Source organism: Mesoterricola silvestris, from assembly GCF_030295405.1.
In the GTDB taxonomy this organism is placed as follows: Bacteria; Acidobacteriota; Holophagae; order Holophagales; family Holophagaceae; genus Mesoterricola; species Mesoterricola silvestris.
In genome coordinates this window covers 3343929-3356673 of sequence record NZ_AP027080.1, presented here as the reverse complement: position 1 = coordinate 3356673, position 12745 = coordinate 3343929, and the positions used below count along the sequence as shown (strand labels likewise).

Here is a 12745-nt window from a genome sequence, read left to right as displayed (position 1 = left end):
GCCCCCGCGCCGCCGGCCGCGGTGCGTCCTAGCGCTTGTTGTTGATCGGAATCTGCATTTCCTCGGCCTTGATTTCGCGGACCAGGGTGGGAATGGCCCAGGCGACGTTGGGGTCGACCTTGATCTTGAAGTGGTACATGGTCTGCATGGCCTGGTGGTCCTCCTTGCGGAAGGTCATCTTGCCCTTGGGGGTCTCGAAGGACATGCCTTCCATGGTGGCGATGAGCTTTTCGGTGTTGGCGCTGCCCTGGGTCTTCTTGAGGGCTTCGACCACCGCGAGGCCCGCGCACATGCCGCCGGCGGTGAAGAAGTCGGGCGGGGTCTTGAACTGCTTCATGTGCTCGTCGACCAGCCACTTGTTGATGGGGTTCTTGGGGATCTCGTAGTAGTAGTAGGCCGCGCCCTCCATGCCGGGGAAGGGCTTGTAGGCCGCGAGGGCCGGCAGGATGTTGCCGCCGGTGCAGATCTCGATGCCGTAGCGCTTGGGGTCCAGGTCCGCGATCTTGAACGGATTGCCGGCGCCGGCCCAGTTGATGAAGATGATCTTGCGGCCCTTGAGGTTCTTGAGCTTGTCGAACAGGCGCTGGGCGCCGGCGGTGAAGTCGGTGGTGTTGGCCGGGAGGTACTCCTCGTGCACGAGCTTGGCCTTCTTCAGGGCGCCCTTGAAGGCCTTGACGAAGTCCTTGCCGAAGGCGTAGTCCTGGGCCAGGGTGGCGATGTTGGTGCCCGCCTTGTCCAGGGCGACGCCGTTGGCGATGGCGTCCTGGGAGCTGTTGCGGCCGGTGCGGAAGATGTACCGGTTCCACTTGTCCCCGGTGATGGAATCGGCCACGGCCGGCTCCACCAGGAGGATCTTCTTGTACTCCTCGGCCACGGGCAGCATGGCCAGGGCGGTGCCGCTGGACGTGGGCCCGATGGCGATGTCGGCCCGGTCGTCGGCGAAGGCGGAGGCCAGCTGGGACTTGCCCACATCGGGCTTGCCCTGGCTGTCCTTCTCGATGAGCACCAGCTTGTGGCCGTTGACCATCATGGTGCCCTTGGTGGCGTACTGCAGGCCCATCATCAGACCGGTCTGGGTCTGCTTGGCGTAGGCCTCCAGGACCCCCGTCTTGTCGTACACGTGGGCGATCTTGATGTCCTGGGCCGAGACGATGCCGGCCGCGAGGGCCAGGGCCACCGCGAGGCCGCCGAGAAGAATGCTCTTCGGTTTCATGGAACCTCCTGATGATGGGCGGATTTTGGGGTCTAGAACCAGTAGTTCATGATAATGCCGACCTGGCGCCAGCTCTCGCCCTTTGCGATGGCGGATCCGCCGAAGGGGCTGTAGCCGGTGAGGAAGGGCTGGTAGTAGGCGTTGGCGTCGTTGTCGATCTTGGTGTAGTAGACGCCGATGAAGGCGCGCTTGGTCATGGCGTAGTCGTAGACCAGGTTGATCTGCTTGGCGCCGGTCTTGTCCAGGGAGGCGGTCTTGCCGGCGGCGGAATAGGTGGCGTAGAAGCCGTGGTCGCCGAAGCTGTAGGACACGGGCACGGAGAAGGCGGTGCGGGTGGCGTCGGAAAGCACGGTGCCGGTGGTGATGCCGTTGACCATGTTCGTGCTGTCGTAGATCAGGCCGAACTTCAGGCCCTGGATCTTGTAGGAGGCGCCGAGGCGGGTGGCCTTGAGTTCGGTGAGGGGGGCGGTGGCGAGCACCCCCTGGAACTTCTGGTCCAGGTAGCTGGCGGAAACGGAGAACCCGTGGCCGTTGTAGAGACCCTTGGCGTAGACGGTCTGGCCGCCCTCGTACGTGGAGCCGTTGGCGTTGGAGACGAAGACGTTCTGGGCGCCGGCGGCGTTCTTGGACCAGGCCAGGGAGAAGTTGAGGATGCTGACGGCATCGGGCTTGAAATACACCGAATCGTAGCGGATGACGTTGCGGGACCGGGTGTTGCCCAGGATGTTGCGGGTGGTGGGGGCCAGCACGCCGTTGGTGACGGTGCCGGTGTTGTACGTGGACAGGATGTTGAAGGCCGACAGGCCGTTGGCGTCCCAGATGCGGTAGCTTTCACCGGGCTGCTCCAGGACGGGGGCCAGGTACCCGGCGGAGATGGTGTCGGTGTAGTAGAGGGTCGACTTGCCCACGGTGATGGTGCCGTAGGGGGAGGAGACGCCGCCGAAGGTGTCGCCGTCGGCCCAGCCCGTGGCGTCGCCGACGCTGTAGCCCGCGGGAGGCCCGCCCAGGGGCTGCAGGAGGGCGTCACCGGGGCGCACGTTGGGGGTGAAGCGGCTCTCCAGGCGGAACAGCACGTTCCAGCCGTCGGCGATCTTGGAATTGCTGGCCACGATCAGGCGGGAGGTGTTGTCGTCCACGTGGGTCTCGGTGGCGGTGTTGCGGCCCACGGCGGCGTTGCCCTGGCTGATGGCGGAGTTCTTCACGCCCACGGAGAGCAGGCCCGAGATGGAGATGTTGGTGGCGCCCGTGACGGCGATGGGGGCCGTCTGGGCCGGGAGGGTCGTGGCGGCGACCGATGCGGCGATGAGTGCGAGCTTGACGTTCATTCTGGCTCCTTCGTTGATGAGGTGGACGGGGTTGGGATTCCCGGATCCGTGGAGGGGAGGTTGAACTACAGGTGCTGCGCAGTGCCGGGTCCCGGGGACCCGTTCTAGAATCGGGAAGGCTTCAGGGCATGATCAGGGCGCAGGCGGCCTGGTTGTAGCCGACGCCGGAGCCCACCAGGACGAGGCGGTCGCCGGAGCGGATCTTCTTCTTCTCCAGGGCGTCGTGCAGGGCCATGGGGATGCAGGCGGAGCCGGTGTAGCCCCACTCCTCCATGATGGTGTGGGTCTTCTCCATGGGCAGGCCCAGGTTCTCCATGACCAGCTCGATGGAGCCCTTTCGCACCTGGGTGAAGACGATGAAGTCGATGTCGGGGATGGCGAAGCCGCAGTTTGCGGCCAGCTTGCGCACGACCCGGGGCCAGCCTTCGTGGTTGATCTCGGGGGGGTAGCGCTCGATCATCTTCACCATGGTGCGCCCGGCCTTCACGGATTCCACCGTGGCGGGCTCGTAGGTGCCGCCCGAATAGATGCCCCAGTGCTTGTGGTAGGCGCCGCCGGCCTGGGCTGCCGCGCCCAGGAATCCCGGGCGGTCCGAAGCCACCAGCACGGCCGCGCCGGCGCCGTCGCCGTAGAAGAAGCCCATGGGATCGCCCGCCTCGGTGAGCTTGTGCATGAGGTAGACGCCCACCACCAGGACGGTCTTGATGAGGGGGTTGGCGGTGATCCAGCCCGCGGCCGTGGCCAGGGCGGTGGGGAAGGACGCGCAGGCGCAGCCGATGTCGAAGGTCCCGGCGTTCACCGCGCCCAGCTTGTGCTGCAGGACGACGGAGGTCGCGGGGGTGATGTAGTCGGGGGAATCGGTGCCCAGGATGATCAGGTCCACGTCCCCGGGCTTGAGGCCGGCGCGCTCCAGGGCCTGCTGCGCGGCGGGCAGGGCCAGGTCGCTGGTGGCCCAGTCCTCGGGCGCGTGCCAGCGGCAGCGGATGCCGCTGGAGGCCTCCATCTTGTCCACGAACTCGGGAAGATGGGCGAAGGTCCTGCGCAGGTCGTCGTTGTGCACCCGGATGCCAGGCAGATGGCAGCCCGTGGATGCGATGGTTGCGTAACGTTCCATCACTGCTCCTGTATGGGTTCTTGCGCGGGGCGGGTCGGGCCGGTGACCACGGACCATGCGCGGAGCGGGGGAAGATCTTCCCGGCTCGGCATGCCTCCCCGAGGGAGGGGGCCTAAAGAAAACGAACGATTGGTTTGCTTTGAAATTGTCTACCCATGGGAAAACCTGTCAAGCCAAAAAATGAGAGCTGAATCGTTTATTCTATCTACTGTAAATAAGCGAGTTGTAAGTCAATTGCGACCTTTTCGGACCCCTTTGCCCCGGGTTGGGATCCCGGGATCGCACCGTTCGAGCGAGCGAGGGGCATAATGCCGGTGTCACCCCGACATCCCGGAGGAGGATTTCCATGCCGAGCATCCGCATCCATGACATCGAGATGTTCTACGAATTCCACGGACCCGCCGGCGGCGAGCCGGTGATCCTCAACAACGGGGTGTTCATGAACACCACCTCCTGGGCCTACCAGCTCCCGGAGCTCGCGCGGACGTACCGGGTGCTGACCTACGACATGCGCGGCCAGGGGCGGAGCGATCATCCCGGAGGGGACTACAGCTTCGAACAGCATGCGGAGGATCTGGTGGCGCTCATGGACGCGCTGCACATCGGGAAGGCCCACATGGTGGGCACCTCGTACGGCGGGGAGCTGAACCTCATGATGGGCATCGCCCATCCCGGACGTTGCCGCACCCTCACGATCATCGCCTCCGTTTCCCACAGCGACCCCATCTGCCGCGCGATCATCGAACGCTGGATCCTGGCGGCCCGGCTCGGGGACGGCGCGGGCTTCTTCCGGCTCACCTACCCGGACGTGTACGGCGAGACCTTCCTCGCCCTGCACCCCGAGCTGGTCCCCCTGGCCGAGGAGCGCTACGCGGCCCTGGACCTGCCCACGGCCGTGAGGCTCCTGGAGTGTTTCCTCCGCTTCGACGTCACCGCCGACCTGGGCCGCATCAAGGTCCCCGCCTGCATCGCGTCGGCGGAGAATGATGTCCTCAAGCCCAGGAAGTACGGCGAGATCATGCATCGGGGGATTGCCGGTTCGGAATTCCATGTGATCCCTGACTCCGGTCACGTGGTGGTGGTGGAGAAGGCCGCCGAGGTCAACAGCATCATCCTCGGCTTCCTGGCCAAGCATTCCGCCTGATCAGATGTAGCCCAGCTTCCGGGCCTGTTCCGTGAGGGCGGCGCGGAAGTCGGGGTGGGCGACGTTGATGAGCTCGTGGGTGCGCTCCCGCACGGTGCGGCCGCGGAGGCGGGCCACGCCGTGCTCGGTGACCACGTGGTCCACGTAGGACCGGTGCAGGGTCACGGCGGAGCCTTCGGGGAGCGTGGGCACGATGGTCGAAAGGGTGCCGCCCTTGGCGGTGCTGTAGCAGGCGATGATGCTCTTGCCCAGGCCGTCGGTGCCGGCCACGGCGCCCTGGGCGGTGTCGGACTGGCCGCCGGTGCCCGAGTACTGGTTCACGCCGATGGATTCGCTGGCCACCTGGCCCGTGAAATCCACGGAGATGCAGGTGTTCACGGAGACCATCCTGGAATTGCGGGCCACCACGGCGGGGTCGTTGACCCAGCGCCCCCGCTGGAAGTCCACGGCGACGTTGTCGTCCAGCCAGTCGTAGAGCTTGCGGGAGCCCATGGCGAAGGTGGTGACGAACTTCCCGGGGCAGAAGCCCTTCTTCAGGTTGGTGATGACGCCCTGCTCGTAGAGTTCCATCATGGAGTCCACGAACATCTCGGTGTGGACGCCCAGGTCCTTCTTGTCCTTGAGGGCCAGGGCCGCGGCGTTGGGGATGCCGCCGATGCCCAGCTGGATGGTGGAGCCGTCCTCGACGAGGTCCGCGATGTAGGCGCCGATGGCGTGGTCCGTGGCCGAAGGGTTGGGTGCGGGCAGTTCGGGCACCTCCTGGTCGTGCTCCACGAAGTAGTCCACCTGGGACACGTGGATCTGGGTATCGCCCAGGGTGCGCGGGAGCCTGGGGTTGACCTCCAGGACGACGGTCTTCGCCCTTTCGATGACGTCCTTCTCGTAGGTGAGGCCCAGGGAGAGGGACACGAAGCCGTTCTTGTCCGGGGGGGTGCAGGTGCCGAAGAAGATGTCGGGCACATGGGCGTGCATGCGGTCGCTGGCGGCGCGGTGGAGCATGTTCGGCACGTACGTCACCAGGCCGAGCCCCTTCTTCAGGGATTCCCGGGATCCGGGCGCGTGGAACCAGCTGGCCAGTTCGAAGTGCCCCTTCATCTCGGGCCGCATGTAGAAATCGTACGGCTTGAGGGTGAGGCAGGAGAAGACCCGGACGTTCTCCACCCGGTCGGCCACGGTGTGGAACTGCGACATGCATCCCTGGGGCTCGGAGGCGCACATGGCGACGATGACGTCGTTGTCGGAGCGGATGTGGGTGACGGCCTCCTCCGCCGGCACGCGTTTGCGGGCATAGATATCCCTATGGTTCATGGAACCTCCTTGAAGGTGCGGATGGTGAGGGCCTGCTAGGCCAGGAAATCCGATAGACCGCGGCTGAGGTAGCCGCCCAGGCCCTCCACGAGGAGCCGCGCGTTGGTGGCGGACTCGTCGAAGGCGGTCTTGATGCCGAGGTAGTGGGCGACGCCCATGAGGTACTCGATGGCGGTGCCTTCATCCACGCCGGGCGCGGTGGCGCCGACGCGGAGGTGGGGAGGCCGCTTGCGGTAGCCCGCGGCGAAGGCGCCGTAGTACTGGCGCACGGCCTGGGGCAGGATGAACTCCGCCTCCCGCACGATGTTGTAGCACCACTTGTCGATGCTGAGGTAGACGACCCAGAGCCAGAGACCGCGCAGCTCCAGTTCGAGGGCATTGGGCGGCCCCGCGTCGGGGTTCGCCAGGTTCCGGGAGATGAACGCGCGCACATCGTGGCCGACCCGCTCGATGAGCTCGGCGTAGAACGTCTCCTTGGATTCGAAATAGGTGTAGAAGGCCCCCACCGAAAGATCGGCGTTGCCCGTGATCTCGTGGATGTTGGTCTCGAAGAAGCCCTTCTCGCCGAAGAGCCTCCGGCCCGAGCGCAGGAGCCGGTCCCGGGCCGATTCCTCCAGGGGCAGGGGCAGGGGCGACGCGGTGCCGCCGAACACCTTGGCGGGATCGAAGGCCTGGCCCCGGAAGATGCCGTCCGTGAGGATGTCGCAGGTGGACGGGATATCCACCGGGGCGTGGCCGAAGGCCCTGGCGATGGCGCAGAAGCGGAGCCCGCCCAGGGCGAAGAGGTACTCCGGAACCCCGATCTCCCCTCCCAGGCTCGAGCCCAGGGCGTGGATGTAGATGAGGCCCAGGCGCCGTTCGTATTCGATGTGGCGGTACTGGCCCTCCCGGAAGACCGAGATGAGGTCGGGATGCTCCTCGGAGAAGCGGATGATGGTCTCGGCGAAGTTGCGGACGCGCTCCCGGGGCGTCTCGCCCCGCACGCCCTCCACCGCCTCCCGGATCTGGTCCAGCACCCGGCCCAGGATGACCTTGAACAGGGCCTCCTTGGTGGTGAAGTAGCGGTAGAAGACGCCGTTGGAAAGTCCCGCGGCCCGGCAGATCTCGGCCACCGACACGGTGCCGTACCACTTGCGGGAGAACAGCGTCACCGCCGCCGCCACCAGGCGTTCCTCCGTTCCCGGCCTCCCCCGGCTCTCCGTTTTCATGCCTCGCTCCTTCGTCCAGCCAAGCACCAGGGGAACGTGAGAACTGATTCGGTATTTTGAAAAATATAGACCGCGGCATCCAGCCGCGCAAGCGAAAAGGCCCGGATCAGGTTTTGCCCCCTGGAATCAGCACTTGAATCATTATGCCACAGGCACGAAGGGGGATCGCCCGCTGGTCCCCCTTGACGAACGCTTCCCACCGGCGTAATTCAAATGAGAACCGATTCACTTCTTTGGAGACACCCATGCACGTCGGCATCATCGGCCACGGGACCTGGCTTCCCGAAGGCAAGCTCACCGCCGCGGATCTCGCCGCCGCCACCGGGATCCCCGAATCCGTCATCGCGCTCAAATTCGGGGTGAAGGAGAAACCCGTGGCGGGCCAGGGGGAGACCACGGCGTTCATGGGACTGGCCGCGGCCCGGAAGGCCCTGGACCAGGCCGGGGTGGCGGGGGGGGAGGTGGACCTGGTGATCTGGTGCGGCGCCCAGCACAAGGACTACCCCTGCTGGCTGGCGGGACTCTACGTGGCCGACCGGATCGGCGCGAAGAAGGCCTGGAGCTTCGACATGGAAGCCATGTGCGGCTCCATGATGGCGGCGCTGGACGTGGCCAAGGCCCTGATGCTGAGCCACCCGGAGCTGCAGACGGTGCTCCTGGCCTCGGGGTACCGCAACAACGACCTCATCGACCTGGACGTGCCCGCCACCCGGTTCATGCTGGACATCGGCTCGGGGGGATCGGCCCTGGTGCTGCGCAAGAACGCGGGCCGGAACGCGGTGCTGGCCTCGGCCTTCCGCGGCGACGGCTCCCTGTCGGAAATGTGCGTGGTGCCCGCCCTGGGCAGCCGCGAGTGGCCCCCGGCGGCCGGGGACCTGGAGCGCGCCCACTTCGTGGTGCCCGACGAGGAGGCTTTCAAGGCCAAGCTCGGCGAGGTGACGATGCCCAATTTCTACGCGGTGATCCGCGAATCCATGAGGCTCTCGGGCTTCGGGGAGGACGCCATCGACTACCTGGCCATCCTCCACTTCAAGCGCAGCGCCCACGATGCCGTGCTGGCCGAGCTGGGCCTGGGCGAGGACCAGACGACGTACCTGGACGGGTACGGCCACATCGGCCAGAACGACCAGGTGCTCTCCCTGGAACTGGGCCTGAAGGCCGGCAAGGTCAGGGACGGGTCGAAGGTGGTGTTCGTGGGCGCCGGGCTGGGCTTCGTGTGGGCCTCCACGGTCATCCAGTGGGGTCCGTACCCGGAATGAGGAACCGGGTTCCCGGAGAGCAGGAGCCACCCCTCTCCGGGAACCCCCGCCTTTGCGGGACAAGGGCGGATGGGGGATCAGGCCTCCAGGGCCTTGGCCAGGGCCTCCAGGAAGCGGGCCGGAGCCTCGGACTGGGGCACGTGGCCGCAGCGCTCCACGGGGAAGAGCCTGGAATCGGGAAGGGCGGCGCCCATGCGCCGGGCATAGTCCAGGGGCATGAGGGCGTCGGAGGCGCCCCACACCATGCGCACGGGGACCTGGAGGTCGGCGAGCTGCGCCTCGGTGAGGAGCCACGGGCCCATGGTGGCCGCGGTGCCCGCGAAGCGCGCCAGGGAACCGGTCCCGGCCCCGCGGATCATGTCGTCCAGCACCGCGTCCGGAATGGGCGGACTGGAGGGATCCCGGAGCTGGGCCATGGTGCGCCGGGCCTCCTCGCGGGTGGCGGGCAGGAGGTTCACGGGCGCGCCGGAGCCCGCCAGGGGCCCGCCGTTGACCGCCACCACCTTCTCCACCAGGGCCGGCTGGCGCCGGGCCAGGACCAGGGCCATCCACGCGCCCAGGGAATTGCCCACTAGGGTCGCCCTGCGGCCCCGGCCCAGGTCCTGGAGCACCGCCTCGAGGCCTTCGACGATGGCCGCCGTGTCGATGGGGCCCTCCCCGGGCGCGCTTTCGCCGTGGCCGGCCAGGTCGGGGATCAGGAGGGCATGGTCCCTGAGAAGGGCCGGCGCCACCTTGGCCCAGGTTCCCGCGTGGTCCCCCGCGCCGTGGATGAGCACGAGCAGGGGCCCGGTGCCGCCCAGGAAGGCCACCTGGGGGCCCGAGGGGGAGGGGACGACCACCCGCGCCAGACCGAGGCGTTTCAGGCCGCGGCGCGCCGCCCGGTTCCACACCCACAGCGGGCGCTTGGCCACCAGCCACCCGGAGACGCCCGCCGCGGCCAGGAGGAGGGCGCCCGCCCCCGTCAACGCGATTCCCAGATTGCCCATGGCGTCCCCCGCTCGGGTCAAGAACAAAACGAACGTTTGGTTTGTGAACCGATGGTAGGCCCCGTCCCGGGGCCCTGTCAACGCGGTTCCTCCCGGTGGGGTCAGGCCCCGGGATACCGTTCGGCGCCCGGCAGGAGCATGCCCCTGCGGAGGATGCCCGCCACTTCCCGCAGGGCCACCCGGGTGGGCATGCCGAACTGGTCCGGCACGCCGAAGAGGATTTCCACGGCGAAGTACTGCAGGAAGATCCGGCTGGCCATCATGAGGGCGGTGCGGGGCTCGAAGCCCGGGGCCAGGCGGTCCTTGAGGGCGTCGCCGGGGTATTTGGCGTCCAGGAAGCGCTCGAAGCGCCGGGACATCTCCGAGTAGAACTTCCGGATGTGGTTGCCTTCGAACTCCACCACGTCCACGTAGATGAGGGCCACGTAGGGGCGGTAGTCCCGGATGGTCTCCTCGGTGGCCCGGGCCAGGGCCTCCAGGTCGTCGGGAAAATTTCCCGAGGCCAGGGCCTTGTTGAAGGGGAATTCGGGGCTGTCGATGGCTTCCCAGTACTGGGCCAGGAGCGTGGTGAAGAGGGTCTCCTTGTCGGGGAAGTGGTGGTACACGTTCCCGGTGGAAAGGCCCGCCTCCGTGGCGATCTCCCGGATGCTGGTGCCGCGGTAGCCCTGGCGGGAGAAGAGGTGGAGGGCCGCCCGCAGGATGGCCCTCCGGCTGTGTTCGGATTTCTCTCCCTGGGTGCGTTTCATCCGTCCAGGGTAGGGGGCCGTCCAGGGGCGGTCAACCCGCGCCCAGGGCCTCCCGCACCTTGTGCTCCAGTTCCTTGAGGGAGAAGGGCTTCTCCAGGAAGGGCGCGCCCTCGTCCCGCATGGCGGCGTCCAGGGATTCCCCGGTGGCGAAGCCGCTCATGTAGAGGGTGCGGGCTTCGGGGTGCAGGGCGCGCAGGGCCCGCGCCAGTTCGGGACCGTTCATGGCGGGCAGCACCAGGTCGGCCAGCACCAGGTCGATGGGGGCCCGGTGGCCCTCGGCGAGGCGCAGGGCCTCGGCGGGGGAGCCCGCGGGGAGGACGAGGTGGCCCAGGCCCTCGAGCATCTCCACGGCCATGGCCAGGATGGCGGGCTCGTCCTCCACCAGGAGGATCGTCTCCCGGCCCGGGCCGGGCCTGGGGGCGGGCTCCTCGTGGTGCCGGGGCTCGGCCTGGCCCAGGTCCCGGGGCAGGTAGACGGTGATGGCGGCGCCCTCCCCGGGTTCGCTGGCCACGTCGATCCAGCCGCGGTTCTGCTTTACGATGCCGTAGACGGTGGCCAGGCCCAGGCCGGTGCCCTTGCCCACGGCCTTGGTGGTGAAGAAGGGCTCGAAGATGAGCTTCCGGGTGGCCTCGTCCATGCCGTGGCCGTCGTCGCTGACGGTGAGCAGCACGTAGTCCCCGGGGACCAGGCCCGGGCGGTTCAGGCACTGGGATTCGAGCACGGTGCGGTTGCGCGTGGAGATGTGGATGGTGCCCACGTCCCGGATGGCGTCCCGGGCGTTGACGCACAGGTTGGCGAGGATCTGGTCGATCTGGGAGGGGTCGAGCCGCACCCGCCAGAGATCCGGGGACGGGGTCCAGGTGAGGACGATGTCCTCGCCGATGAGCCGGCGGAGCATCAGGAGCATCTCCTCCACGGTGGGGTTCAGGTCCAGGACCCTGGGCGCGATGGCCTGCCTGCGGGCGAAGGCCAGGAGCTGGCGGGTGAGGTCCGCGGAGCGCTGGGCGGCCCTCTGGATCTCCGCGAGGTGGGGGTAGGAGGCATGGTCCGGTTCCGTGCGGGACAGGAGCAGGTCCCCCAGGCCGATGATCACGCAGAGCATGTTGTTGAAGTCGTGGGCCACGCCCCCCGCGAGCCGGCCGATGGATTCCATCTTCTGGGCCTGGAGGAGCTGGGCCTGGAGGATCTCGCCATCGGCTTCGGCCCGGCGCTGGTCGGTGATGTCCCGGACCATGGCCAGCACCTGGTCGCCGCTGCAGTGCGCCATGCGGCACTCGAAGTGGCGGGTCTCGCCGCCATGGGCGGATTCGAAGCAGTAGGGGGAGGTGGCGCCCCGCTGGCGGAGCTCCTCCACGTGGGCCAGGGTGGCCGCGGCCACGTCCGGGGGAAGGACATCCTCCAGGTTCCGGCCCATGAGATCCTCCCTGGGCATGAAGAGGCGGGCCTCGTCGGGGACGTGGCAGTCGATGAAGTTGCCCTGGGCGTCCAGGGTGAACATGAGGTCGGGCACCGCGCTGAGGAAGGCGCCCATGCGCGTCTCGCTTTCCCGCAGCTCCCGGGTGCGCTGCTCCAGCATGTCCTGCACCCGGAGCAGGGCGCGCTCCCGGCGGGCCCGGGCGCAGCGCTCCAGGAGGAAATCCACCTGGAAGGGCTTGCGCAGGTAGTCGGCGGCGCCCCGCTTCATCCAGTCCATGGCCAGGGCCGGGCCGGGGTCGGTGGTCATCATGAGGCAGACGCAGTCGGGCCGGGCGCTCCTGAAGGCGTCCAGCAGGGTGTCCCCGAGTCCGTCGGGAAGGTGGTAGTCCAGCACCGCCACGTCGTAGGCGGCGTCCCCGAAGGCCGCCAGGGCCTCCGCCACGGTGGAGGCCGAATCGGCCCGGTACCCGTGCTCGTGGAAGGTCCTGCGGAGCATCCCCGCCAGGGTGCGGCTGTCCTCCACGATGAGCACCCGGGGCAGGGTGCGGACCTGGCGGCCCTGGAGGATGGCCAGCACCCGCTGGGCCAGGAGCCCCGGATCCACCGGGGCGGCCAGGAAGGATTCGGCCCCCAGGTCCGCGGCGATGCGGTCGGGCTCGTCCCCCGCATAGGTGGCGGAAACCACCAGGATGGGCACCGCGTTGAAGGGCGCGAACTCCGGGGACCGCAGGAGGCGGCAGAAGCGCCACCCGTCGATGCCCGGCATGTAGAGATCCGTCACGACCAGGCTGGGCGGACGCTGCCGGTCCATTTCGCCCAGGGCCGCTTCGGCGCTGGCGTAGGCCCGCACGTCCAGGTCGGCCCTTTCGAGGACCCTCGAAAGGAAGCTCAGCTGTATGGGGTCGTCGTTGACCAGGGTGATGACCGGGGCCGGGGACGACGGGCTTGAACCACTCATCCAGCAGTCTCCTGTGAATGAAGCCACCCGACGCAAGCGGATTGTCGAAGGATTCCTAGGCCACCATA

10 protein-coding genes are annotated in these 12745 nt (G+C 67.8%); 2 read left to right on the top strand and 8 right to left on the bottom strand.

Going from position 1 to position 12745, the window contains the following annotated elements; translation table 11 throughout:
• Nucleotides 1-28: 28 nt before the first annotated feature.
• The 3 genes from R2J76_RS14525 to R2J76_RS14515 all read right to left on the bottom strand — a co-directional run bounded on the left by R2J76_RS14525 (nt 29) and on the right by R2J76_RS14515 (nt 3652).
• Nucleotides 29-1213 carry a substrate-binding domain-containing protein gene (locus R2J76_RS14525; RefSeq protein WP_316412355.1) on the bottom strand — a complete coding sequence of 395 codons (1185 nt, stop codon included), beginning with the start codon at nt 1211-1213 and terminating at the stop codon, nt 29-31.
• A 32-nt stretch (nt 1214-1245) separates the two neighbouring features.
• On the bottom strand, nt 1246-2538 hold the full coding sequence (locus tag R2J76_RS14520; RefSeq protein WP_316412354.1) for a porin: 1293 nt from the start codon (nt 2536-2538) through the stop codon (nt 1246-1248).
• 121 nt (nt 2539-2659) lie between these two features.
• On the bottom strand, nt 2660-3652 hold the full coding sequence (locus R2J76_RS14515; RefSeq protein WP_316412353.1) for a 3-oxoacyl-ACP synthase III family protein: 993 nt from the start codon (nt 3650-3652) through the stop codon (nt 2660-2662).
• Between the two features lie 346 nt (nt 3653-3998).
• Between R2J76_RS14515 and R2J76_RS14510 the strand changes: the two genes are divergently transcribed.
• Complete coding sequence (locus R2J76_RS14510) at nt 3999-4796, top strand: alpha/beta fold hydrolase (protein WP_316412352.1); 798 nt, start codon at nt 3999-4001, stop codon at nt 4794-4796.
• On the opposite strand, the gene R2J76_RS14505 is transcribed toward R2J76_RS14510, so the two are convergent.
• Both R2J76_RS14505 and R2J76_RS14500 read right to left on the bottom strand, forming a co-directional pair.
• Entirely contained in the window at nt 4797-6104 is a 1308-nt protein-coding gene (locus tag R2J76_RS14505; RefSeq protein WP_316412351.1) for an acetyl-CoA hydrolase/transferase family protein, read from the bottom strand. It lies immediately after the preceding gene.
• A gap of 35 nt (nt 6105-6139) precedes the next feature.
• On the bottom strand, nt 6140-7312 hold the full coding sequence (locus tag R2J76_RS14500) for a TetR/AcrR family transcriptional regulator (RefSeq protein ID WP_316412350.1): 1173 nt from the start codon (nt 7310-7312) through the stop codon (nt 6140-6142).
• A gap of 245 nt (nt 7313-7557) precedes the next feature.
• Between R2J76_RS14500 and R2J76_RS14495 the strand changes: the two genes are divergently transcribed.
• Complete coding sequence (locus R2J76_RS14495) at nt 7558-8571, top strand: 3-oxoacyl-ACP synthase (protein WP_316412349.1); 1014 nt, start codon at nt 7558-7560, stop codon at nt 8569-8571.
• 77 nt (nt 8572-8648) lie between these two features.
• Here R2J76_RS14495 and R2J76_RS14490 read toward each other — a convergent pair whose 3' ends face one another.
• From R2J76_RS14490 to R2J76_RS14480, 3 genes are all read right to left on the bottom strand, one after another.
• Nucleotides 8649-9557, bottom strand: a complete 909-nt coding sequence (locus R2J76_RS14490; protein WP_316412348.1) for an alpha/beta fold hydrolase — start codon at nt 9555-9557, stop codon at nt 8649-8651.
• A gap of 101 nt (nt 9558-9658) precedes the next feature.
• Nucleotides 9659-10303, bottom strand: a complete 645-nt coding sequence (locus R2J76_RS14485) for a TetR/AcrR family transcriptional regulator (protein ID WP_316412347.1) — start codon at nt 10301-10303, stop codon at nt 9659-9661.
• Between the two features lie 31 nt (nt 10304-10334).
• Nucleotides 10335-12677, bottom strand: coding sequence for a response regulator (locus tag R2J76_RS14480; RefSeq protein WP_316412346.1), 2343 nt, complete (start codon nt 12675-12677; stop codon nt 10335-10337).
• Nucleotides 12678-12745 lie beyond the last annotated feature (68 nt).